The sequence below is a fragment of the Streptomyces changanensis genome, assembly GCF_024600715.1.
Taxonomy (GTDB): Bacteria; Actinomycetota; Actinomycetes; order Streptomycetales; family Streptomycetaceae; genus Streptomyces; species Streptomyces changanensis.
In genome coordinates this window covers 3,697,002-3,719,024 of sequence record NZ_CP102332.1, presented here as the reverse complement: position 1 = coordinate 3,719,024, position 22,023 = coordinate 3,697,002, and the positions used below count along the sequence as shown (strand labels likewise).

At 76.8% G+C, this 22,023-nt stretch carries 21 protein-coding genes and 1 pseudogene; 11 read left to right on the top strand and 11 right to left on the bottom strand.

Annotated elements, in window-relative coordinates; all coding sequences use genetic code 11:
* Nucleotides 1-149: 149 nt before the first annotated feature.
* The gene (locus NRO40_RS16560; protein WP_107115015.1) at nt 150-1,556 is read left to right on the top strand and encodes a glycoside hydrolase family 26 protein; all 1,407 of its coding nucleotides are present in this window, start codon (nt 150-152) and stop codon (nt 1,554-1,556) included.
* Here the strand turns inward: NRO40_RS16560 and NRO40_RS16555 are convergent.
* The 9 genes and pseudogenes from NRO40_RS16555 to NRO40_RS16515 all read right to left on the bottom strand — a co-directional run bounded on the left by NRO40_RS16555 (nt 1,519) and on the right by NRO40_RS16515 (nt 13,037).
* Entirely contained in the window at nt 1,519-2,778 is a 1,260-nt protein-coding gene (locus NRO40_RS16555) for a GNAT family N-acetyltransferase (RefSeq protein ID WP_058940882.1), read from the bottom strand. The two genes, NRO40_RS16560 and NRO40_RS16555, sit on opposite strands and share 38 nt — an antisense overlap.
* Nucleotides 2,775-3,605, bottom strand: coding sequence for a YveK family protein (locus NRO40_RS16550; protein WP_058940881.1), 831 nt, complete (start codon nt 3,603-3,605; stop codon nt 2,775-2,777). Before NRO40_RS16550 ends, NRO40_RS16555 begins: the two co-directional genes overlap by 4 nt.
* On the bottom strand, nt 3,602-4,702 hold the full coding sequence (locus NRO40_RS16545) for a glycosyltransferase (protein ID WP_058940880.1): 1,101 nt from the start codon (nt 4,700-4,702) through the stop codon (nt 3,602-3,604). Before NRO40_RS16545 ends, NRO40_RS16550 begins: the two co-directional genes overlap by 4 nt.
* A 242-nt stretch (nt 4,703-4,944) precedes the next feature.
* Nucleotides 4,945-5,664, bottom strand: a pseudogene (locus NRO40_RS16540) (polysaccharide deacetylase family protein); the annotation flags it as partial.
* Complete coding sequence (locus NRO40_RS16535) at nt 5,600-7,429, bottom strand: lipid II flippase MurJ (protein WP_232790971.1); 1,830 nt, start codon at nt 7,427-7,429, stop codon at nt 5,600-5,602. The pseudogene NRO40_RS16540 and the gene NRO40_RS16535, both read right to left, overlap by 65 nt.
* Nucleotides 7,430-7,625: 196 nt before the next feature.
* Nucleotides 7,626-9,206, bottom strand: coding sequence for an O-antigen ligase family protein (locus tag NRO40_RS16530; protein WP_079046851.1), 1,581 nt, complete (start codon nt 9,204-9,206; stop codon nt 7,626-7,628).
* Nucleotides 9,206-10,732 carry an exopolysaccharide biosynthesis polyprenyl glycosylphosphotransferase gene (locus tag NRO40_RS16525; protein ID WP_058940879.1) on the bottom strand — a complete coding sequence of 509 codons (1,527 nt, stop codon included), beginning with the start codon at nt 10,730-10,732 and terminating at the stop codon, nt 9,206-9,208. Before NRO40_RS16525 ends, NRO40_RS16530 begins: the two co-directional genes overlap by 1 nt.
* Nucleotides 10,729-11,889 carry a glycosyltransferase gene (locus tag NRO40_RS16520; RefSeq protein WP_058940878.1) on the bottom strand — a complete coding sequence of 387 codons (1,161 nt, stop codon included), beginning with the start codon at nt 11,887-11,889 and terminating at the stop codon, nt 10,729-10,731. Before NRO40_RS16520 ends, NRO40_RS16525 begins: the two co-directional genes overlap by 4 nt.
* Nucleotides 11,890-11,930: 41 nt before the next feature.
* Nucleotides 11,931-13,037, bottom strand: coding sequence for a hypothetical protein (locus NRO40_RS16515; protein ID WP_058940877.1), 1,107 nt, complete (start codon nt 13,035-13,037; stop codon nt 11,931-11,933).
* A gap of 353 nt (nt 13,038-13,390) precedes the next feature.
* On the opposite strand from NRO40_RS16515, the gene NRO40_RS16510 reads away from it, so the two are divergent.
* The 5 genes from NRO40_RS16510 to NRO40_RS16490 all read left to right on the top strand — a co-directional run bounded on the left by NRO40_RS16510 (nt 13,391) and on the right by NRO40_RS16490 (nt 16,288).
* The gene (locus NRO40_RS16510) at nt 13,391-13,630 is read left to right on the top strand and encodes a chaplin (protein WP_058940876.1); all 240 of its coding nucleotides are present in this window, start codon (nt 13,391-13,393) and stop codon (nt 13,628-13,630) included.
* Between the two features lie 268 nt (nt 13,631-13,898).
* Nucleotides 13,899-14,459, top strand: coding sequence for a hypothetical protein (locus NRO40_RS16505; RefSeq protein ID WP_058940875.1), 561 nt, complete (start codon nt 13,899-13,901; stop codon nt 14,457-14,459).
* A gap of 285 nt (nt 14,460-14,744) precedes the next feature.
* Nucleotides 14,745-15,020 carry a hypothetical protein gene (locus NRO40_RS16500; RefSeq protein WP_058940874.1) on the top strand — a complete coding sequence of 92 codons (276 nt, stop codon included), beginning with the start codon at nt 14,745-14,747 and terminating at the stop codon, nt 15,018-15,020.
* Nucleotides 15,021-15,199: 179 nt separating this feature from the next.
* Nucleotides 15,200-15,718, top strand: coding sequence for a hypothetical protein (locus tag NRO40_RS16495; protein ID WP_257375438.1), 519 nt, complete (start codon nt 15,200-15,202; stop codon nt 15,716-15,718).
* A gap of 237 nt (nt 15,719-15,955) precedes the next feature.
* Complete coding sequence (locus NRO40_RS16490; RefSeq protein WP_058940872.1) at nt 15,956-16,288, top strand: chaplin; 333 nt, start codon at nt 15,956-15,958, stop codon at nt 16,286-16,288.
* 91 nt (nt 16,289-16,379) lie between these two features.
* On the opposite strand, the gene NRO40_RS16485 is transcribed toward NRO40_RS16490, so the two are convergent.
* Both NRO40_RS16485 and NRO40_RS16480 read right to left on the bottom strand, forming a co-directional pair.
* Entirely contained in the window at nt 16,380-17,246 is an 867-nt protein-coding gene (locus NRO40_RS16485) for a tyrosinase family protein (protein ID WP_058940871.1), read from the bottom strand.
* Nucleotides 17,230-17,766, bottom strand: a complete 537-nt coding sequence (locus tag NRO40_RS16480) for a tyrosinase cofactor (RefSeq protein ID WP_257375437.1) — start codon at nt 17,764-17,766, stop codon at nt 17,230-17,232. The genes NRO40_RS16485 and NRO40_RS16480 overlap by 17 nt, the downstream gene beginning before the upstream one ends.
* Before the next feature lie 193 nt (nt 17,767-17,959).
* Between NRO40_RS16480 and NRO40_RS16475 the strand changes: the two genes are divergently transcribed.
* The 5 genes from NRO40_RS16475 (at nt 17,960) to NRO40_RS16455 (ending at nt 21,921) form a co-directional block, all read left to right on the top strand.
* Nucleotides 17,960-18,463, top strand: coding sequence for a DUF5949 family protein (locus tag NRO40_RS16475; RefSeq protein WP_058940870.1), 504 nt, complete (start codon nt 17,960-17,962; stop codon nt 18,461-18,463).
* Nucleotides 18,464-18,486: 23 nt separating this feature from the next.
* Nucleotides 18,487-19,221: a vitamin K epoxide reductase family protein gene (locus NRO40_RS16470; protein WP_232790970.1), complete on the top strand. Its 735-nt coding sequence runs from the start codon at nt 18,487-18,489 to the stop codon at nt 19,219-19,221.
* 70 nt (nt 19,222-19,291) lie between these two features.
* The gene (locus tag NRO40_RS16465) at nt 19,292-20,353 is read left to right on the top strand and encodes a hypothetical protein (RefSeq protein WP_058940869.1); all 1,062 of its coding nucleotides are present in this window, start codon (nt 19,292-19,294) and stop codon (nt 20,351-20,353) included.
* Between the two features lie 138 nt (nt 20,354-20,491).
* Nucleotides 20,492-21,259 carry a hypothetical protein gene (locus NRO40_RS16460; RefSeq protein WP_058940868.1) on the top strand — a complete coding sequence of 256 codons (768 nt, stop codon included), beginning with the start codon at nt 20,492-20,494 and terminating at the stop codon, nt 21,257-21,259.
* Nucleotides 21,260-21,264: 5 nt separating this feature from the next.
* Complete coding sequence (locus NRO40_RS16455) at nt 21,265-21,921, top strand: RES family NAD+ phosphorylase (RefSeq protein WP_058940921.1); 657 nt, start codon at nt 21,265-21,267, stop codon at nt 21,919-21,921.
* Nucleotides 21,922-22,023: the final 102 nt, after the last annotated feature.

Here is a 22,023-nt window from a genome sequence, read left to right as displayed (position 1 = left end):
CGAGGGCTTCCACTGATGGCGTACGGAGGGGCGGGGGCCGGGTTCCCGGCCGGGCCGCCGCGCTTACGTTGGGTCCAGGTGACAGGTCGAACGAAGTGACAGGTCGGACGGCTGAGTGACGGAGTGCGGCGCCTGACGAAGGAGTGCGGATGACCGTCCGGAACGGAAAGACGACGAGCGCCTGGGTGGGCGCGTGCGCCGCCGCGCTGCTGCTCCCCGCGGCGGTGCTGCCCGCGCCGGCCCGCGCGGCGGAGGAACCCCCCGGGCCCGACCCGGTGACGACCGGGGAGACGGCGCTCGGCGCGTACCTCCACTACGGGACCGCGGGCGTGAGCCGCATGACGGAGTTGCAGCAGTGGCTGGGCGGTACCGAGCTGCGCGCCGGCCACACCTACCTGCCGGGCGACAGATGGTCCAACATCGCCGGCCGGCCGGGGTTCCTCGACGCCTGGGCCGAGTGGCGGCGGGCCCGGGAGGACCGGCTGTTCGTGCTCAACGTGCCGATGCTGGAGCGCAACGAGAGCCGGCTGCCGGACGCGGTCGTCGCGCGGCTGCTGCGGCACGGCGCGGAGGGCTGGTTCGACCACCACTTCCGGGCGCTCGCCGAGCGGCTCGTGGGGCTCGGCGTGCCGGACACCGTCATCGTCCTCGGCTGGGAGATGAACGGCTCCACGTACAGCCACCGGTGCGGGCCGGACCCGGACGCGTGGAAGAGGTACTGGAAACGCATCGTCACCGCCATGCGTGAGGTTCCCGGTCAGGAATTCCGATTCGACTTCGCGCCCAATCGGGGACGGGACGCCATTCCCTGGACCGCGTGTTATCCGGGCGACGACGTCGTGGACATCGTGGGAATGGACTCCTACGACCAGCCGCCGGGCCGGACCTTCGACGAGCAGGCGAACGAACCGTACGGGCTGCGGGACCACGTGGAATTCGCCGCGGCCCGCGGGAAGCCTATCTCCTATCCCGAGTGGGGGCTGTTCAGAAACGGCGACAATCCCGATTACATGCGGCGGATGCTCGCATGGATGCGGGAGCACAAACCGCTGTACCACTCCATCAGCGACTACTGCCCGCACGGCGTGTGGCAGTGCGCGGGGAACCCCGAGTCCTCGGCGGTGTTCCGCTCGGCGCTCTTCGGGCTGGAGCCGGTGCCGGCACGGCCGCCGGAGCCCGGGGAGCCGGAGCCTGGCGGACCGGGCGGGGCCGATGGGCCGGGCGGGGCCGATGGGCCGGAGGAGGTCGGCGGGCCCGGGGAGGTCGGCGGGGGGCCGCCGGTCGGGCCCGGGCGACCCGACGAGCCGGTCGGGCCGGTTGAGTCGGTGGAGTCGGTGGGGCCGGTCGGGCCTGCGGATCCCGTGGAGCCCGGTGGGCCGGCGGAGCCTGTCGAGTCCGATGAGCCCGGCGGGTCGGGCGGGTCAGGTGGGGCGGGCGCGGCGGGCCGGATCGAGGTGCCGGGGGAGCCGGGCCGAGCGGGCGAGGCGCGGTGCCCGGCGGGCGGGCTCCCCCGGTGGATCAGGAAGTGGTTCGACCCCGACCCGTGCGCCCCGTAGGGGCCGCCGCGGGCCCGCCGGTGAGGCGGTGCCGCAGGGCGCGCGCCCAAGCGTGGTCGCGCAGGCGGTCCGCCGCCCGGCCGCGGCCGCCGACGTACGCCGCCCGCAGCCACAGCAGCGGGGCCGCCCTGCGGCGGGCCAGCAGCAGTCGCCCGTTGCGCACGGCGTCGGGACGCCAGTGGTGCTTGTACGGCTCGTCACCGCGCAGCAGGCTCAGCGTCGTGCGGCCGGTGCCGTCACCGAGCCGGGCGCTGTTGCGCAGCAGCAGCGTCGCGAGGTCCACCTTGAGGGAGCGCAGCATCGAGTCGGCGCCGTACAGGTAGCCCCCGGAGAGCCGCGGCGACAGCAGCGTGAGGTCCACGGCGACCACCTCGTCGCCGAGCAGGAACTCCGTCACGCACGCGTGCCCCGACGCCGCCATGCCCCGTACCGCCCGGCCCAGGTGCTCCGCGAAGCGGGACGTCAGGTGTTCGGCCGTCACACCGCGGCCGACCCACTGGCGGCGGTGCAGGTCCAGCAGGTGGTCCAGGGCTCCCGAGACCTCGTCCGCGGGGACGTGCCGGGCCGTGATGCCCTCCCGGTCGATCTTGCGGAGCTTCGCCCGGGCCCGCTGCGCCCGGGGGGACGGCAGCCGGCGCACCAGGTCGTCGACGGGTAGGCACGGCAGCTCCAGGCACGTGGAGTCCGGGTACCGCCTGCGGGGCCCGGGCCAGCGGGCCAGGAGCCGCTCCGCGGCGGCCCCGGGACGCACCTCCCGCAGGTCCACGACGGCGCCCCGGGTCAGCTCGGGGAGGTCGGCCAGCGCGGCGGCCAGCGCCGGCAGCGCGCCGGGACAGCCCTCGTCCACGAGGACGTCGCCGTAGTCGGTGAGGTCGCCGCCCAGGAATGCCACGGTCGGCGCGCGGCCTGGCGTGAGCCACAGGGGCGCGGCCGCGACGAGCCGCCCGTCGGTGACGCGGCGCACGAGGACGACCCGCAGCCGCCCCGGCACGCCGTAGGACAGCCACCAGGAGTGGAGCCAGGCGTGCGTCTGGAACGGGGTGACGGTGGCACAGCGGTCGTACAGGTCCGCCCAGTCGGTGGCGAGGGCGCCGAAGTGCTCGTCCTCCCGGCAGACGGTGGACGCGACAGCGACCGGGCCGGAGGACGCCGCCGCCGCAGACGTCCCGGAGGTCCCGGCCGTCCTGGTGGGGGTGGGCGCGGTGGTGCGCGTCGTGCTCACACGGCCTCCGGCTGCGGTGCGGGGGCTGCGGCGGTGCCGGAGCGCGGGCCGGGGCCGGGGCCGGGCACGGCGGCGGTGGCCGGGGCCGTACCGGTGGCCGGAGCCGTACCGGTGGCCTGGGCCGCGCCCGTCGCCTGGCCCGTGTCTGTCGCCTGGGTCGTACCGGTGGCCGGGGTGGCGCCGGGGGCCGGGGCCGCGGCGGCCTCGGCCGGCGGTCGGCCGGCGGCCGTGCGGCGGGGGCGGACCAGCAGCGCCAGCCCGCCCAGCAGCCCGCCCGCGCTGCCGCCGACGAGGACGGCGAGCGGCGCCGACGGCGAGACGGGCGCGGTCGGCTTGGTCGCGCGGGCGAACTGGACGACGTTCACGTGCGTACCGGCGCGGGCGTGCGCGCCCTTCTGCACCAGGGCCCTGGCCACGCCGTCCGCCATGGCGGCGGCCGTCCCGGCCCGCTCCGACCGGGCGGTGACGGAGATCATTGGCGCGTCGGGCGAGGTGGCCGCGGTGACGTTCGCGCGCAGCTCCCCCGGTGTCACGCGGGCCCACACGGCGGCGTCGCCGGCGACGGCGACGTCCGTGGCGACCCGCCCGTATGCCTGCGCCAGGCCCATCGCCCCGGCGGGGTCGGACCGCTCCTCGGGGACGACCACGACGTAGCTGGTGGCCGCGTACTCGGGCGTGGCGAGCAGCCCATATGCGCCGCCGGCCGCGGCGCCGGCCAGCACCGCCGCCGGCACGGTCCAGACGCGGCCGGGGCGCGGCGCGCGGGCGGAGGCCCGGCGGGCGAGCCGGACGAGCCGGCGCACTCCGGGGATGGTTCGCGGGGTCATCGGTCACTCGTTTCTCGGTAGAGGGCCATCAACTGCCGGGCGGTACGGGCGATGTCGTACCGGTACGCCGCCGGGGGCACCGGGCCGCGCGCGGCGCCCGCCCCGTGGGCGGCGCGGGTCGCGCGCACGGCGGCGGCCACGTCGGCGACGGTGCCGCCGATGCGGAGGGCCGTGGGCGCCTCCTCGGGCGGCAGGTCGTCGAGGGCGGGGCAGGCCACGTAGCGGACGGGCAGCCCGGCGGCCAGCGCCTCGACGACCGCGAGCCCGAACGCCTCGTCGGCGGACGGGGACACGAAGACGTCCATCGCGGAGAGCAGGGCCGGCAGGTCGCGGGTGACGGCGCCCGCCCACACCACCCGGTCGTCGATCCCGGACGCGCCTGCCAGCCGCTCCAGCCGGGTCCGCTGGCCTCCGTCACCGACGAGGAGGAGCCGTACGTCCGGCGGCAGTTCGGCCAGGGCGCGGACCAGGACGTCGAACCGCTTGCCCGGGACGAGCCGCCCCACCCCGCCGACGACGTACGCGTCCGGCGGGATGCCGAGCCGCCGCCTGGCGGTGGCGCGGGCCCGCTCGTCGTGGGCGAGGGCGGCGGCGTCGACGCCGTTGGGGACGACGTGGATGCGGTGCGGCCGGACGCCCCAGTCCGCGAGCCGCCGGGCCACGGTGTCGGAGACGGCGACGGTGGCGGAGCCGAGCCGCTCGGTCGCCAGGTACAGGGCGCGGGCGCCGGCGCTGAGGGGACGCCCCTCGATCTGCGCGGTGCCCAGCGAGTGCTCGGTCGCGACGACGTGCCGCACCCCGGCGAGGCGCGCGGCGATCCGCCCGTACACGCACGCCCGGTAGAGGTGGGTGTGGACGACGTCGTAGCGGCCGCGGCGGATGAGCCGGACGAGCCGGGGCAGCGCGGACAGGTCGCGGTTGCCGCGCATGCCGAGGTGGACGACGGGGACGCCGTCGGCGCGCAGGGCGGCGGCGACGGGGCCGGGGTCGGTGAGGGTGACGACGCCGCTGTGGACGGGGAGGTGGCGCAGGAGGAGCCGTAGTTGTTGTTCGGCGCCGCCGATGCCGAGGCCGGTGATGACGTGCAGGACCCTCATGACGCACGCGTCCGGACGGCCCGCAGGTCGACGGGGGCGGGTTCGGCGGTGGCCGGGGCGGTGGGAGCCGGGGCGGTGGGGGTCGTTGTGGCGGGGGCCGGGGCCCCTGTGGGAGCCCGTTCCCCGGCCGCGGGCGGCGTCCCGAAGAGGGGCGGCTCCACCGCGGCGGCGGGGCCCCTGGTGGCGGGCGCCCGGGCCGGGGCCGGTCGTCCGGTGGCGGCCGTCGGCTCCCCGGCGGTGGGGAGGCCCGCGGGTGCGCGGCGGCGCAGGGCGTGCAGCCGGTGCTTGGCGTACAGCCGGAGCCCGGTGTCGCGCTGCCCGACGTGGACGCGCGGCAGGGCGTACGGGCCGCTCAGGGCGCCCGGGTCGATGGCGCAGGCGTACGCGTAGCCCGCGTCCCGCGCGGCGGCGGCGACGCGCGGGTCGACGTGCCCGTACGGGTAGCAGAAGCCGGCCGGTGCCTCGCCGGTGAACACCCGCAGCAGCTCCCTGCTGCCGTGCAGTTCCTCGCGCAGGGTGGGGTCGTCGGCGGACGTCAGGGAGACGTGCCACAGCCCGTGCGAGGCGACCTCCATGCCGGCGTCGGCGCAGCGGCGCAGCCCGTCGGCGGTGAGGAGCGGTTTGCGCGGACCGCGCTCGTCCCACGCGTTGTCGCCGCCGAGGCGGCCGGGGAGGGCGAAGACGGTGGCGGTGCAGCCGTGGCGGCGCAGCAGCGGCACGGCCGCGTGCAGGAAGTCGGCGTACCCGTCGTCGAAGGTCAGCCCGACCAGGCCGGCCGCGGTGCCGCGGGCCGTGGCCGCGAGGAGTTCGCGCACGGCGACCCCGCGCAGGCCGCGGGCGCGCAGCCAGCGCAGCTGGGCGTCGAGCCGGGCGGGGGTGACGGTGACGCGGTACGGGTCATCCCGGTCGTCGTCGACCGAGTGGTACATCGCGATCCAGGGGGGCGGGGTCCGACGGAACATGGTGCTGCCTTCGCGGGAGGGGGCTGCGCGGTGCGGTGCCGCGCCGGAGGGGGGCGCGCAGCGCGGCGCGCGCCAGTGCGGGCACGAGCGGCGCGCGCAGCGCGTGGGCGGCGGCGGGGAAGACGGTGAGGACGGCGGCGGCCGCCAGGGCGGCGCCGGCGAGGGGGGCGTCGGGCCAGGAGGCGCAGATCCGGGCGGCGACGGCGGCGACGGCGGCCGCGGCCGTGAGCCGGGCGAGGCCGGCGGCGACCCCGGGGGCGTGGAGCGGTACGTTCCGGCGGCTCGCCCCGGCGAGGAGGAGGGCGGCGGTGAGGGTGATGCCCACGGCGTTGGCCAGGGCGATGCCGGGGGCGCCCCAGCGGTCGGCCCACAGGGCGCCGAGGGCGGTGTTGGCCGCGATGCCGAGGAGCATGGCGCCGGCCGGGAACCACAGGGGCCGGGACGCGGCGAAGTAGCAGCGCACGAGGGCGCCGACGAGGGTGTGGCCGAGCAGGCCGAGGGCGTACACGCGCATGACGGCGGCGGTGGCGGCGGTGTCGGCCGCGTCGAACGCGCCGCGCTGGAACAGCAGGTGCACGATCTGCGGGGCGGCCGCGGCGACGGTCGCGGCGCCGGCCAGGACGAGGGCGCCCGCCCCCAGCAGGTCGCGTTCGGCGCGGCGCCGGGCGGTGTCCCCGTCCCCGGCGGCGAGGGCGCGGGCGACGACGGGGAAGCTGACGGTGCACAGCATCAGCGACAGCACCATCGGCAGCTGGGCCACCTTCTGGGCGTAGTTGAGGTGCGAGATCGCCCCGGCGGGCAGCGGCGCGGCGAGGAAGCGTTCGACGAGGACCTGGCACTGGCGGCTGACGGCGAAGACGACGACCGGCAGGACCAGCGCGAGGGCCACGCCCGCGGCCGCCCCGCCCCCGCCCCGCGACCGCGCGGCCGCCCGCACCCGTGCCACCGCCCGTACCGGCCGCAGGGAACCACCGGCACGCGGCCGGCTGCCGGTGCGCGCCCGGCCACCGGCACGCGTCCGGCTGCGGGTGCGCGGGCGCGCCGGGCCGTCGGTACGGCCGGCTCGCAGCCGCCGTACCAGCGCGGGCGCCTGGACGAGCGCCATGAGCGCCCCGCCCGCCGCGACCCCGAGGGCCGCCGCCCGGACCCCGAGGGCCGGGCCCAGCAGCAGGACCGCGGCGATGATGCCGGCGTTGTGGACGACGTAGATCCCGGCGGGGGCGAGGAACCTGCCGTGCGCCCGCAGGACGGCGCTGACGTACCCGGCGAGCGCGAACGACAGGACGCAGGTGGCCGTGAGCCGGGTGCAGTCGACCGCGAGCCGCTGCTCCGGCAGGCCGGGAGCCAGCAGCGGTACGAGCAGGGGCGCCGCGGCGGCGACCAGCGCGGCGCCCGCGGCGGCGGCCAGGGCCGTCCCCGGGAGCGTCGCGCGGACCAGGCCCAGCACCGGGTCGGGGCCGGTGGCGGCGGCCCGCCGGGCGAGGGCACGGCTGAACGCCGGGACGAGGAGCAGCGCCATGGCGTCCTCGATGAGGAGCGTCGCGGCGAACTCGGGCACGGTCCACGCGATGAGGAACGCGTCGGTGTCCGGCCCCGCGCCGAAGGCGTGGGCGAGCAACTGGTCGCGTACGAGGCCGAGCAGCGCCCCGGCCGCGGTGAGCCCGGCGGTGAGGAGGGCGGCTCGGGCGAGGAACCGACCGGACGGCGCCCATGCCGCCCCGCCCGCCCCGGACTCCCGCCCGCCGGAACCACCGACTCCCGCCACGCCGGAGCCACCAGGCAGTCCCACCACGCCGGAGCCACCAGGCACTCCCGCCGCGCCGGCCGCCGAGGGCGTGCCCGCCCCGGAGCCACCGGCCGCCGCGGGGCCATCCGCCGCCGCAGGCCCGCCCGGGACCACCCGCGCACCGGTCACCGCGGGCGCGGCGGGCCGTTCGGCGGCCCGCCCCGGCCGGGCGCCGCTAGGCACGGGCGTCCCCCCGCGGCGCGTCCGGCCCCGCCAGCGCCCACCAGGCGGCCACGCCCAGGACGACGGCGGTCAGGACGGTCGACGGGCCCCCGATGTCGGCGTACAGGAAGTCGACGAGCTGCCATCCGAGGAGCCCCGTGGCGACGAGCGCGCAGTCCAGGTGGCGCCCCGTACGGCGGGCGGCGGGCAGGCGGCGGCAGGCGCACACGAGGAGGGCCAGCCAGCCGCCCGCGACCGTCAGGAGGCCCAGCAGGCCCTGCTCGCCGAGGATCAGCAGGTACATGTTGTGTGGGGAGAGCAGCGGCTGCCGCCGGAACCCGGCCCCGGCGCCGGCGGTGTCGCTGCCGGACGACAGGGCGAGGGAGGCGTGGCCGTCCCGGTAGTGCGGGAAGCCCTTGAGGCCGACACCGGTGAGGGGCCGTTCCCGCCACATCCCGGCGGCCGCGGCCCACAGGGTGTACCGGTCGGTGACCGACCGGTCGGGCGCGGCGGTGACCTGCGTGATGCTCGCGACGCGTTCCTGGACCATGGCGGAGCCGACGCCGAGCCCGCCGACGAGGACCACGCCGAGCGCCCCCGCCACGAGGGCCGCCGCGAGCACCCGCCGCACCCCGGTCAGGGCGAGTTGCGCCCCGCAGGCGAGGACGGTCGCGATCCACGCGCCCCGGCTGAACGACAGCACCAGCGGTACGACGAGCAGCGCGGCGCAGACCAGGGCGGCGGCCCGGGACCGGCCCCGCGGCGCGCCGAGCGCGAGGCCGACGGCGGCGACGATGCCGTACGAGACGACGGTCGCCATGCCCATCACGTCGCTCGCGCCGAAGGTCCCGACGGCCCGCACGTCCTCGCCCATGTACGAGGCGCCCGTCCCGGTGGCGTACTGCACGACGCCGATGGCGCCCTGGACGAGGGCGAGACCGACGAGGGCCCGGGCGACGGTGACGAGGTCGCGCCGGTCGCGCAGGGTCAGCACCACGGCGGCGGGGACGAGGACGAAGACCTGGAGGTGGCGGACGACTCCGGGCAGGCCGGCCACCGGGTCGTGGGAGGCGACGGCGGCGGCGCAGATCCCGACGACGGGCAGGCCGAGCACGGCGGCGGCGAGCCGCGTCAGGGGCCGTACGCGCGCGCGGGCCAGGCGTACCGCGCACCACACGACGAGGAGACCGGAGGCCGCGTCGGCGGGGGTGGCACCGCCCGGGCCGGAGCCGTCGGCTCCGGTCGGGGCGGCGAGCAGGGTGACGACCACCAGCAGCGGCACCAGGTGCGCCCACCCGCCGCGCGGCGCCGTACGGGCGGCGCGCACCAGCCGGTCGAGGGCGGCGGGACGGGCCCCCGGTGGCCGGGGGCGGGCGCCCCGCGGCGGTGCTTCCGGCGGCCCGGTGCGGGGCCCGTACGCCTCGGACGCGGCCCCGTCCGAGGCGGACCCGTCCGCAGGGCCCCCGCACACGACGCCGGCGCCGGCGCCGGACCCACCCGCGCCGGGCCCGTCCACGACGGCTCCGCCCACGACGGCCCCGCCCTCGGCGGACACGGGCGCGGCGAGGGTGGCGGGGCCGGCGGACGCGGCCATCAGCTGCCCGCCGGGCGGATCAGCGTGGCGGCGGTGCGCAGGAGGATGCGCACGTCCTGCCCGAGCGACCAGTGGTCGATGTAGTGGTTGTCGAAGCGGCACCGGTCCTCGATGGAGGTGTCGCCGCGCAGCCCGTGCACCTGCGCCAGCCCGGTCAGGCCGGCGGGCATGCGATGGCGGGCGGCGTAGTCGCCGTGGAGGCGGCTGAACCGGTCGACGAAGTACGGGCGTTCGGGACGCGGTCCGACGAGGCTCATGTCGCCCCGCAGCACGTTCCACAGCTGCGGCAGCTCGTCGAGCGAGGTGCGGCGGAGGAACGAGCCGACGGTGCCGAGCCGTTCGTCGTGGGCGACGCTCCAGCGGGTGGCGGCCTCGTGCTCGTCCGCGGGGCGCAGCGTGCGGAACTTCAGCAGGGTGAAGAGCCGGCCGCCCTCGCCGACGCGCTCCTGGCGGAAGAGGATCCCGGGCCCGTCGGCGAGGCGTACCGCGGCGGCGCACAGCAGCAGGAGGGGGGCGGCGGCCAGCAGCAGGAGCCCGGCGCCCGCCACGTCCAGGGCCCGCTTGGCGGCCCGCCCCGGGCGCGGCCCCGGGGCCTCCAGGAGGCGGAAGGCGTACCCCCACAGGTGCCGCCCCATGGGGTCGGGCGCCGCTCCGGGGGAAGGGGCCCCCACGCGCGCGGGGGGCCCGACGAGCCAGGTGGCGCACCCGTGCCGGCGCAGGAGGGCCAGTTGCTCGGCGCGGGGCGCGCCCTCGTCGCCGGGGACGAACAGGGCGTCTTGGACGCCGTTTTGGATGACGGCCCGCTGGACCTCCTCCGGGGAGGCCAGCAGCGGCAGCGCCGGCCCCGTCGACGGCTCGGCGCCCGCCGGCTGCGGGATGTCCTGCGCCGGGCCGACGAGCCCGACCGGCCGGACGCCGTACTCGGGGTGCTGCAGCAGCAGTGCGGCGAGGTGCTGCGCGGCCGGCACCGCGCCCACGACGAGCGCGGCGCACGGCTGGTCGCGGGCGACGCGGCGGCGCCGGTGGTGGACGGCCGCCCGGCCGGTGGCGACGACCGCCAGGTGCAGGGCGTACGCGCCGGCCAGCGTGCCCGGCACGAGGACCTGCTCCGGTGACCGGGCAGCGAGCAACGCGGCCGCCGCGCACCAGACGACGGCCAGCCGCCCGGCGAGCGCGGGGAGTTCGTCGAGGAGGCCGGCGTACCGCCCGGCGCGTACGGCGCCGAGCGCGGTCGGCCGGTACAGGCCCGCACACGCGTGCAGGGCGACGGCGCACGCGGTCAGCTGGAGCAGCAGCACGGCGGACCGCTGCCCGGGCGTGAGGACGGTCGCCGCGGGCAGCACGGCCGCGCACTCCACGGCCACGAGCGCGGCGACGAACGGCGCCTGCGGGACCGGGCGGGGCCGCGGCGCGGCGGTCCGCCCACGGGCGCCGCGCTGCGGGGCGAGGACGAGGCCCCCGGCGGCGGGAGCGGGGGCGGCCCGGGTGGTGTGGGCACCGGAGGTGCTGGTGCTTTCCGTGGTCACTGGGGGATCGGCTCTCTGAGCTCGCGGTGGCGCGGGGCGGCGGCCACCTCGCGGTACACGTCGGCGATGGCGGCGCCGGCCCGGCGTACGTCGAAGCGGGTGAGGACGTGCTGGTGCGCCTGGCGCCCGAGGGTCTGCCGGAGGATCGGCCGCTGGAGCAGCCGGACGAGCGCCGCCGCCAGCGCCCGCGCGTCCCCGGACGGTACGAGGCAGTGCGCGGCCTGGCCCGGCGGGAGGCTCTCGCGGGCGCCGTCGACGTCCGTGAGGAGGACCGGCCGGCCGGACGCCATGGCCTCCAGCGGGGCGAGCGCCATGCCCTCCCAGCGGGACGGCAGGACGACGAGGTCGGCGGCCCGGTACCAGGGCCGGACGTCCGCCACCGCCCCGGCGAGGACGACGGACGGCGGCGCCGCGGCGCGCAGGGCCCCGGCGGCGGGGCCGTCGCCGACGAGGACCAGCCGGGCGCCCGGTACGCGCGCGGTGACGGCGTCCCAGGCGCGCAGCAGGACGTCCTGCCCCTTCTGTCGGCACAGCCGCCCCACGCACACGACGACGGGCGCGGCCGGCGGGGTGCCCGGGACGAGCACCGTGCGGGCGACGGCCCGTTCGGCGCTCGTCGGGTAGGGGCCGAACCGGGTGGTGTCGACGCCGTTGTGGACGACCGTCCAGGCGGCGCGCACGCCGGCGCGCTCGCCCCGGCGGCGTTCGGCCTCGCTGACGCAGATCACGCGGTCGGTCCACCGGGCGGCCCACCGCTCCCAGCGCCGGGCCAGCGCGGCGGCCGCCCCGTCGACGGCCTCGAAAGACCAGGCGTGCGGCTGGTAGACGGTCGGCACCTGACCGCGTACGGCGATGCGGGCGGCGAGCCCGGCCTTGGCACTGTGCGCGTGGACGAGGTGCGGCCCCACCCGTTCGACGAGTTCGGCGACGCCGCGGCTCTCCGCGAGGACCCGCCGTCCCGGTTCGCGGGTGGCAGGCCAGGCGTGGAGCTCGGCACCGCGCGCGAGGACGGCGGCGGCGAGCGGGGTGCCGGGCGGGCAGGCGACGGCGACGCGCATGCCCTGCGCCACGTGGGCGCCGACCACGTCGGCGACGACCCGGGCGACCCCGCCGTCCCCGGGCTGGACGACGTGCAGTGCGGTGAGGGGAGGACGCACGCTTGGCCCTTTCTGACGAAGCGGTGGCGGGGTGGGAGGGATCAGCCGGGGGCGTCGGCCTCCAGGAACAGCGCGCCGAGCCAGACGTAGTCGCCGGCCGTGCCGACCCGCACGGAGACGTCGTCGGCACCGCCGACGAGCGCCGCGTCGAGGTCCAGGACGTCGGAGTCGTAGCCGAGGGTGTTGCGGTGGGCGGGCTCGCGGCGGATCCGCTCGGCGCCGGAGTCCGTGACGGTGGAGTTCAGGACGTCGTCCCGGGCGTTCGCGGAATCGTGCAGGGACACCGGGCGGCCGGTGCGCGGAGTGAAGGCGAGGGAATCGCCCGCCATACCGCGATCACCGTCGTAGGCGACGATCCCGAGGCGTCCCGATCCGCCCACGGGAACGCGCATGCGGCCGAGTTCCACGTCCACGGAACGCCGGTCGCGGGTGAGTGTCTCGAATCCGTCCCAGAGGGCGAGGTGGCGCAGCGGGGCGCCTTTCTTCGCGTACGCCACGACGAGCGTCCAACCACCCCAGGCGCCCACTCCCGAACGCCCCATGGCGACGTTGATCTGGGCGACGGTGTACATGCCGGGGCCGGAGCTCCGGACGAGTTCCGTGAGGTCCGCGGTGGCTTGGAAGGCGTCGGCCCCGTCGGCCGTGCGGTGGCCGATGACGGAATCGGCGAGGACGGCCTTGTAGGCGCCGCCGGGTTCCGCGACGAGGACCCGCCCGTTGTCCTCCGGCGGCTTCTGCTCGCCCACGCGGAGGTTGCCGCCCCAGTACAGCCGGGCGTACGTGACCTGGGCGTCCTTCGGCAGGACGAGCTCCGCGCGGCTGGAGTTGAAGGTGTTCGGGTCGTCGTCCACGTCCGTGTAGAACATGTCGAAGGCGTGGTTCGCGGCAGCGCTCTTGCCGCCCCGCGCGGAAAGGCAGGGGAGGTTCGCGGCACGGTCGTTCGCGGCGGATTCCCTACAGGTGATCGCCGAATTCGCGGCGCGCGCCAGACCGCCGTGCTGGACCGCGTGGTACCGCTGGGCGAACGGAATGCGCTGCTGCTCCTTCACGCGGGGCGCGGCGGTGGCGGGGAGTACGGCTGACAGGGCGGCACAAAAAAGGACGCAGACCAGCCCGCGCCGCACGGCGGGCACCACTGGATTCCGCATAGGGGTTCTCCGCGTTGAGGAGTGACGAAACGGATCCCACCGGGATGGATCGACGCAACAGCACGCACGTTATAACCCCATGAGCAAAACACGAAGCATTGAGAACATATAGGGAGCAACACGACCGTTTATCTGACACGTTCGCCACCACCCCGGTCACTCCACGGCATCCCTCGACACCACGCGGCACCCCTTGCATCACGCGGTACACACCCCGGCACCGCGCTCCCGGCCTGGCCCGGCACGTCCGCGTCACCCGTTCGGTGGCGGAACGGCGGGAGCGCTCATGCGTTGTTCATGCCGCCGGCCGCGTCGGCCGCACCGCTTCACCCGAAACCTAGGAGTTCTCCACCATGTCCCGTATCGCGAAGGCTGCCGTCCTGACCTCCGCCGTAGCCGCGTCCGTGGCGGGTGCCGCCGGCGTCGCGAACGCCGACGCCGACGCGCACGCCGCGGCCGTGGGCTCCCCCGGTGTCATCTCGGGCAACATCGTCCAGGTGCCGATCCACATCCCGATCAACCTCTGCGGCAACACCATCGACATCATCGGCCTGCTGAACCCGACCTTCGGCAACGTCTGCATCAACGACTGACGACCCCGCCGGGATCTCCCCCCACGCGATGGCGCCGCCCCGTGATCCTTGCCGGGGCGGCGCCGCCGTGTGTCCGGCCACCCTCTTGGCGGCGCGCCCGCACCGGCCGCCACGACCGGTGCGGCGGCGCGTCACCGCAGCTCAGGGCGGGTGCGTTCACCCGTGGGACGCAGTCACCCTCCGTGTCGTACGCGCTTGCGGGCGCCCGCCGGGCGGCGCACGGTGAGGACACCAGTCCGCCGTCCCACCCGGAAGGAAGAACTCGCGCATGCGCCTCCTGACATCCCGCCGCGTCGCGCTCGCCGCCGTCTGCGCCGCGCTCACCCTCGGCACCGCGGGCCCCGCCCTGGCCGACGCACCGCAGACCCGCCCGGACGCGCCCACCGCCGTCGCCGCCGACACCGACGCCACGGACGACGCCACCGCCGCCGTGCAGGCGGCGGTGGACGAGCTGATCGCCTCCATGACCAAGGACCAGGCGACGACCGGTATGCCCGAGAACCTCCCGGAGTCGGTGCAGAAGCTCATCGACGCCGTCCTCGGCACCGTCGGGGGCCTCACGGGCGTCTCGATGCCCGACCTCCCCGTCGACGTGCCGAGCACGCAGCTCCCGCAGGCCCCCGGCACCGACACGCCCGCGACCCAGGACCCCGCCGCGGGTACCACGACGCCGGGGATCGCCCTGCCGGAGATCACCGTCCCCGAGGTCGTGCGGCCGGACGTCCCGATCACGGGCGTCTCCAGCGACTGGTTCCCGGACGCGGACTTCTTCACCCCGCAGGCGCCCGTCACGCTCCCCCAGCCCCCGGCCGCCACCACGACCGGTTAGCGGTGGGTCCGCGCTCGGGCACGACGCCGTACCGGGCCGGGTCCCGTTCCGCCGAGACGGCGCGGGACCCGGCCCTCCGTTTCGTTTGACGTCCTTTCACACTGGTCGGATTATCCGACTGCCGCACTTCATTCGGGTGCAGTGGCGAGAAATAACCGCCGACGGAGTTTCCGGCGCGCCGAGGGCTCGTTACAGAGGGCAGAGAGCGCCGACCCGCCCCGGCCAAGTACCGGTTCGGCGGCGCGAGTTGCCACGCACGATGCCTTTCCAGGAAGGACTCTCCCGATGAAGCCCACGAAGGTTGCCGCGGTCGTCGCCGGCTCCGTGATGGCGATGGGCATGGCCGCCCCCGCCTTCGCCGCCGACACCCTCACGCCCTCCAGCCTCAACGGGGCGGTCGACACGCTGGGCAAGCGGGGTCTGACCGAGGCGGTTCCCTCCGGCGGGGTCGACAAGGTGGCCGACAACAAGGTCGTCGGCAAGGTGGCCGACACGGCCGGCGGCCTGAACGCCGCCGACAAGGCCGCACCGCTGTTGGGCGGCCTGCCGCTCGGCAAGTAACCCGAGGGAACGGGGGCCTGACGGGGACGACAACGTTTTCCGCCCGGCCCCCCGTTCCCGTGTTCCGGGCACTACTGCAAGCAGACGAATTCCACGCCCTTCCGCGGCGGTGCTCGCTACCGCAACGCAGAAACGAATTCCCGTTCACACGTCCGGGAAGGCGTACGCAGAAGATGAACGTGAAGTCTCAGGTCGGTGCGGGGATCCTCGCCACGTGCCTCGCCTCGGCGGCCGCCGCGGCACTGGCCACCCCCGCGGCCGCCGCGGAAGCGCCGGTGGATCTCCCGCTGCAGTCCCTGGGCGGCGTCCTCCCGGTCACCCCGCCGACCGTGAGCACCGCCATGCCGCTGCTCACGCCCGGCATGCCGCAGGACCTCGGCCACGTCGGCGAGGGCGGCCTCCCGGAGCTCACCCTGCTGCCGCGCACGCCGATCGGCAGCGAGTTCCCCGAGACCCGCGTCGGAGCGCCGATGCCGAGCCTCCTCGGCGGCCGCCCGCTCGGTACGGCCCTGCTGACCTCGCCGCGCTCCGATGTGGAGACGTCCGCGCCGGGCGCCTCCCTCGGCGAGCCGCTCTCCCTGCCGCGGGGAGGGGAGCCGGGCCTGCCGGGCGTCCGGCTGCCGAAGGCGGCCGCCCTCTCCCCCACCCTCTCCGGCGTCCTGGAGTCCGACCTCGGACTGTCCCCGCAGGAGGGGTGAACACGCCGGAGGGTGCGAGTGAAGAAAGCGTTCTTCCCGCCACCCGTCCGACCGCCGCTCGTTACACCCGACGGCTTGTCGCATGGTCACCGACCCGCGGCCCGTCCGCGGGCGCTCCGCACCAACCCGTTACGGTACGGAGAGCGAGCAAGCCGTTACCATACGTGAGAATCCGCGTTGAAGCGGGGTGACGCCCGCTGGTCCGCGGTCGTGTTCCCATCGACAAGGAGTTCCTGAATGTCTCGCATCGCGAAGGCTGCCGTCATCATCGCCGGCACGGGCGCTGTCGTCCTGAGCGGGGCCGGCATGGCCCTCGCCGACGCGGAGGCCAACGCCGCCGCCGTCAACTCGCCCGGTGTCCTGTCGGGCAACGTGCTCCAGGCGCCGATCCACATCCCGGTCAACATCTGCGGCAACACCATCAACGCCGTCGGTCTCCTCAACCCCGCGTTCGGCAACGTCTGCATCAACAACGGCGGCAAGGACCACAAGGAGAAGAGCGACGACGGCAAGGGCGGCCACCACGGCGGCCACTACGACGGCAAGGGCGAGAACGGCTACGGCAGCTGACGCTCCCGTTCCCTCCTGCTCCCCGTGCCGCTCCCCGGTACGGAAGTGGCCCCCGGCGCACCGCCGGGGGCCACTTCCGTACCCGCACCCGTCAGGCGTACCGGTACAGGCGGCTGTGGTCGGCCAGCTGGGCCGGCGTCACGTCCCACGGGGGCATCGGCTCGTTCCGCGCCACGACCCGCCCGTGCTGCGCCGACCCGCGCGGCGGCGGGGCGGCGGGCAGGTAGCGGGCGCCCGGGTTGCGGCGCTGCCAGCGCGACCAGACGGCGTCCACGAACGCGTGGTGCAGCCAGAACACCGGGTCGTTGACCGACGCCGCGCCCAGCATGAGTCCGCCCACCCAGCGGTGCACGCGGTTGTGGTTGCGCAGCCGGGCGCTGCCGCGGCCGGGCACCCACCCCTCCAGCCGGTTGCGGAAGCCACCGGGGCTGGTGGAGTCCCAGGGCGCCACGTCGTACACGGTCTCCCGAGTCGCCCACGCCAGCTCGTCGCGCGTGGGCAGCTCGACGGGGTCCTTGGGGTGGCCGAAGTCGCGCGTGAGGAACCGATCCTCGGTGACGCCGACGTTGACGGTCCAGTCGCCCGTGGCGTACGCGAAGGGGCCGGTCGTGACGCGGAGGTCGCCGCGCCGGCCGTTGCCGCCGAGGAAGTCCTCGCCCCACGGCTGGCCCACCGGGCTGCGGTCGCGGGTCCAGTCCCAGTACGGCACGGTCACGCCCGCGTCGACCTCCTGCAGGGCCCGCTCGAACTCCAGCAGGTACTGGCGGTGCCACGGCAGGAACGACGGCGCCATGTGCGCGGTCCGCAGCCCGCTCTCGCCGTCCGCGCCGTAGTACGCGATGTGCGTGCGGACGAAGTCGTCGTACCGGCCGGCGCGCTTCAGCTCCAGCACCGCGGCGACGAACCTGCGCCGCTCGGCCGCGCTCAGGTCGCGCTGGTCCTTACGCGTGTGCGCCATGGCCGCCCCCCTCCCGGCGCAGCGCCGCGCCGTGCCCGACGGACCGGGCCAGCCGCGCCCCGCCCAGCTCGTCGACGGCGGCGCGGGTCGCGGCGAGCGGCGTCGGGTACGTCTCGTAGTGGTTCACCAGGGTGAGATAGCCGCCGCCCGCGCAGCGCATCAGGTGCAGCGGCCGCCCGTCGACGAGCACCTCGAACTCCGGTACGGCCGCCGTGACGGGCCTGCCCTGGATGCGGCGGCCCCGGTACGTCTCGTCGAAGGCGCCGTGCACGGGCCGCCCGGCGCCCGGGGCCGGCGCGCGCCCGGGCCCGGAGCCGCCGGTCGGCGGCCCGCCTGGGCCGTCGTGCGGGGTGGTGGCGACACGCGCGAGCGCGCCACCGGTGAACGACGCGACGGCGGCGGTGAACAGCGCGCGCAGGACGCCCCGGCGCACCGGTCCCCCGCGCTGTGGTCCGCGGCGCAGGGGCCCCCGGCGCCTGAGGCGGGCGGCGAGGAGTGGCTGCGGGCTCTTGGCGATCATGGGCGATCTCCCGTACGGCTCGTGCGGACGGTGGACTCCCTCCCCCGGGGGACAACGACGCCATCCACGAACCGTTCCGAGCGCGAGGCCCCGAATCCCCGACACGTCAAGGTGAATCGAGCCGAACGGGTATCGGCCGAACGGGTGGATTGTGCCGGGAGTGAGCTCATTCGCCCCACTAGTATCCGGCGCCATGACCTCTTCCCCCGCCGTGACCCCGGACAGGCGACATTCCCCCCTGGGGACGCTCACCGTCATCCCCTGGTGCAGCGAGCCGACCGATGACGACCCGGGTGAGCCGATGCTCATGGTGTACTCGCTCGGCGACGGGCGGGACGGCCCGGAGGCCGGCGAGGAGGCGATGCGGGCGCAGCTGGAGCGGCTGGGCCTGTCGATCGGCGAGCGCCTCGTGGACCTCGGCCGCGACAGCCGGATCCCCATCACCCTGCTGGTGGAGGCCGAACAGGCCGTCCTGACACTGCCGTTCATGAAGGTGCAGTGCCCGGTGCCGCCGGAGTGGCAGCGCGCCGCGCACACCAAGGGCCAGGTCTACCTGATCTTCGCGGTGCGCCCGTGGCCGGAGGCGGTGCCGGGCGTCGAGGTGTCGGAGGAGCGGCTGCGCGCCTTCGTGACCGGCGACGGGCTCCTGGAGGGCAGCGCCCACTGCCTCGCCCCCGTGCTGCGGGTGCGGACCTGACACCGAGAGGACCGGTGAGCACCGTGGCGACCACGCGCGACACGAACACGGGATCCGTCCCCGCCCCCTCCCCCGCCCCGGACGGCGCTCCCGGCGCTCCCGGCGCCCCCACCGGCCGGGCGACCGTCCCCGCCTCCCGTCGCGGCACCGGCCCGGCCGCCGGGCCGCGTGACGCGGACGGGGCGACGGGAGCGGGGCGGGCGTTCGCCTGGCTGCTGGTGGTGACGGGCGCGGCGGGGGTGCTCGCGGCCTGGGTCATCACCCTCGACAAGTTCCGGCTCCTGGAGGACCCGCACTACACGCCGGGGTGCAGCCTGAACCCCGTCGTGTCGTGCGGCAGCGTCATGAAGAGCGCGCAGGCCACGGTCTTCGGATTCCCCAACCCCATGCTGGGCCTCGTCACGTACGGAATGGTCGTCGCGGTCGGCGCCGGCCTGCTCGCCGGGGCCCGCCACCGGCGCTGGTTCTGGCTGGGCCTCCAGGCCGGGACGCTGTTCGGCGTCGGCTTCTGCGCGTGGCTCGCGCAGCAGTCCCTGTACGTGATCAACGCCCTGTGCCTGTGGTGCTGCCTGGCCTGGGTGGCGACGGCCGTCATGTTCTGGGCCGTCACCGCGTACAACGTCGGCCGCGGCCACCTGCCCGCCCCGCGGGGGGTACGGCGCTTCTTCGGCGAGTTCCCGTGGATCCCCCCGGTGCTGCACCTCGGCGTCGTGGGGATGCTGGTGCTGACCCGCTGGTGGGACTTCTGGACCGGCTGACGGCCCCCGGCGGGACGAGGTACGCGAAGCGGGTTGTGGGACCGCTCGGCGTGTTGGGATGCTTCCGTCCATGCCGACCGGCCCCCTGCCTGACCACGCATCGCTCCTCGGGGAGGTGCGGGCCGTACGGCGCGCGGGCCTCGTCCGCCTCCGCGAGCTGGACCTGCCCGCGCTCTCCCGCGCCGCCGCCGCCTTCGACCGCGGCCCCGGCACCACTCCGGTGGAACGGCTGTTGCGCGCCGCGGTGTCCCGGCTGGACGCGGGGACGCTGCGGGACGCCGCCGCCTACGCCCTGGGCCTCGCCCAGGGCACCCGCGACTGGCCCGCCGCCGATCGGCGGCGCAGGGCCGCCGAGGTCTACGGCGTGAGCGTCGAACGCTTCCGCAAGCACCACGAACCCCTGGCGCTCGGTCAGGTCGCCGAGCAGATCGCGGCCGTGGCCGCCGAACGGGCCCCGGCCGCCGCGCCGACCGCGCACCCCGGGGCCACGCACCGCGTGCTGGCGGCGGGCGGGCACCGGGTCACGCTGCACGTCCACCCGGTGGACCTGCTCAACGACGTCGACGTCGTCGTGTCGCCGGCCAACGTGTGGCTCGCGCTGCCCGAGCCGTACAAGTCGTCCGTCCCCGCGTCGCTGCGGCGCGCCGGCGCGGTGCGCGGCCCGACCGGGGAGCTCGTCGAGGACCTGGTCCACGACGGGCTGCGGGCCTGGGCCGCCCGGCACGGCGCCGCCGGCCGGCCGGTCCAGCCGGCGACCGTCGCCGCCACGGAGGCGGGCGCGCTCGCCGCGCAGGGGGTCCGCCGGATCTACCACGCGGCGGTGGCCGTGCCGAGGGCGGGCACCAACGACTACGACGTCCTGCCCGCCGACGTGACCCGCGCGGTGACCCGGGTCTTCGCCCTGCTCCGGGAGGAGTCCGCGCGCTTCGACCCGCCGCTGCGATCGCTGTGCCTGCCCCTGCTCGGGGCCGGGCGGGGCGGACTGACCGCCGCGACCAGCGCCGCCGCCGTCTGGGCGGCCGTCGGGGCGGAACTGGCGCGCGGCGGCCGGTGGGAGGTGCACCTGGTGGTCCTGGACCCGGCTGACGCCGACGCGCTGGCGCGTGTGGTGGAGGGGGGCGGCGGGGCGTGAGTGGTGAGCTGTCGGTGGGGCCGGCGGGGGGCGGGTGGGGGGCGTGAGCGGTATGCCGCCAGTGGGGCCGGAGGGGGGCTCGGGTGGGGCGGGGCGAGAGCGGTCAGCCCCGGGTGGGGCCGCTGGAAGGGGTGCGGCATGAGCGGTGAGGAGCACCGGACCGCCGATCCGTACGAGGTGCTGGCGCGGGCGGCCGCCGAGTGGGACGACCTGGAGCCGCGGCTCGACGCCGCCGGCCGGGCACGACTGGGCGACGCGCTGCGGGGCCTGCGTGAGGGGCCCCGCCCGTGGGACGCGGCCCGCGACGCGGTGCGCGTACTGGCCGCCGCGCTGCCGGGCGGGGCGGGGGCGCGGTTCGTCGCCCCGACGGTGCCGGACGTGCCGCCGGTGCCGGGCCGGCCACCTGTGGAGGGCGGTTCGGGGGCGCCGGGGGGCTCCCCTGTGGAGGGCGGTTCGGGGGCACCGGGGGCCGGGGCCGGGGCGCCGTACTCCGCCTCGTACGCCGGGTTCCGTGCCGTGGACCTCGCCGCGCTGGTGCTCGACGGCACGCGGATGGTCGGTCCCGTGCTCGGGCCGGTGCGCGACCGGCTGCTGGCGGTGCCCGCGCTGTCGGAGGACGCGGTGCGGGAGCGGGGCGGCGACCCGTACGGGCCCGGGCTGGTCCGGCTGCGCGGGCCGGGGGGCGCGGTGCGGCTGCCGCGCTTCCAGTTCGCCGGGGACGCGCTGCCCTGGCCCGTGGTGCTGGAGGTCAACCGCCTGCTGGACGCCGACGACGACCCGTGGGCCGCCGCCGACTGGTGGCTGTCCCGCGACGCCTGGCTCGCCGCACCGCCCGCCGCGCTGCTCGGCACCGGTCGGGACGGCACGCTCGTGGACGCCGCCCGCGCCCTCGTGGACGGGGGGTGAGGGCCGTGCCCAACACGCCGCCGCCCGCCGCGCCCCCCGGTACGCCCGTGAAGGCCACGCTCCCCGCCGGCACCCCGCTGTTCCGGGTGCACCGGTCGGAGTGGGCCGCCACCTCCTTCAACCCCGTCCCCGCCGACCGGCTGTGGGGCGGTGGCCGGTTCGACGCGACCGAGGACGACCCGTACCGCTTCCTGTACGCCGGTGCCACGGCCGCCGCAGCGGTGTGCGAGTCGTTCCTTCGGTCGGTGCCGTACACCGACCCGGGACCCCGGATCGTGCCGCGCGCCGCGGTGCGCGGCCGCCGGCTGGCGTTCCTGCGGCTCGCCGTGGACGTGGACGTCGTGTCGCTGATGTCCGGGCGGGACCTGGCGGCGGTCGCGCAGGACTCCTGGCTGGTCCAGGCGGAGGCGCACGAGTACGCCTTCACGCGCGCGTGGGGGCACTGGATCCGGCGCCACACCGACCCGTGGGCGCGGGGCTTCGTGTGGCCGTCGAAGCGGGAGCCCGCCGACCGGGTCACGGTCCTCTTCGGCGACCGCTGCCCGCCCGGGGTGGTCGAGGAGACCGGTACGCCCGCCGTGGACCTCGCCGGGCGGGACGGCGAGGAGTGGCTGAACGGTCTCCTCGCCCCGTACCACGCCCGGGTCGGCGGCCCCCGCTGAACCGTGCCGGCGGCGGGCGGCCGGGACGGGCGGGACGGACGGCCGGGACGGGCGTCGGGGACGGGCGCCGATACGGGCGTCGGGGGCCGGATGCCACCGGGG

Excerpts from the sequence above, each read along its gene's own strand:
- NRO40_RS16475 (WP_058940870.1), top strand. The coding sequence starts at position 17,960 with ATGACCTCTTCCCCCGCCGTGACCCCGGACAGGCGACATTCCCCCCTG.
- NRO40_RS16505 (WP_058940875.1), top strand. The coding sequence starts at position 13,899 with ATGCGCCTCCTGACATCCCGCCGCGTCGCGCTCGCCGCCGTCTGCGCC.
- NRO40_RS16510 (WP_058940876.1), top strand. The coding sequence starts at position 13,391 with ATGTCCCGTATCGCGAAGGCTGCCGTCCTGACCTCCGCCGTAGCCGCG.
- NRO40_RS16480 (WP_257375437.1), bottom strand. The coding sequence starts at position 17,766 with ATGATCGCCAAGAGCCCGCAGCCACTCCTCGCCGCCCGCCTCAGGCGC.
- NRO40_RS16485 (WP_058940871.1), bottom strand. The coding sequence starts at position 17,246 with ATGGCGCACACGCGTAAGGACCAGCGCGACCTGAGCGCGGCCGAGCGG.
- NRO40_RS16490 (WP_058940872.1), top strand. The coding sequence starts at position 15,956 with ATGTCTCGCATCGCGAAGGCTGCCGTCATCATCGCCGGCACGGGCGCT.
- NRO40_RS16545 (WP_058940880.1), bottom strand. The coding sequence starts at position 4,702 with ATGAGGGTCCTGCACGTCATCACCGGCCTCGGCATCGGCGGCGCCGAA.
- NRO40_RS16465 (WP_058940869.1), top strand. The coding sequence starts at position 19,292 with ATGCCGACCGGCCCCCTGCCTGACCACGCATCGCTCCTCGGGGAGGTG.
- NRO40_RS16560 (WP_107115015.1), top strand. The coding sequence starts at position 150 with ATGACCGTCCGGAACGGAAAGACGACGAGCGCCTGGGTGGGCGCGTGC.
- NRO40_RS16460 (WP_058940868.1), top strand. The coding sequence starts at position 20,492 with ATGAGCGGTGAGGAGCACCGGACCGCCGATCCGTACGAGGTGCTGGCG.
- NRO40_RS16500 (WP_058940874.1), top strand. The coding sequence starts at position 14,745 with ATGAAGCCCACGAAGGTTGCCGCGGTCGTCGCCGGCTCCGTGATGGCG.
- NRO40_RS16515 (WP_058940877.1), bottom strand. The coding sequence starts at position 13,037 with ATGCGGAATCCAGTGGTGCCCGCCGTGCGGCGCGGGCTGGTCTGCGTC.
- NRO40_RS16550 (WP_058940881.1), bottom strand. The coding sequence starts at position 3,605 with ATGACCCCGCGAACCATCCCCGGAGTGCGCCGGCTCGTCCGGCTCGCC.
- NRO40_RS16530 (WP_079046851.1), bottom strand. The coding sequence starts at position 9,206 with ATGGCCGCGTCCGCCGGCCCCGCCACCCTCGCCGCGCCCGTGTCCGCC.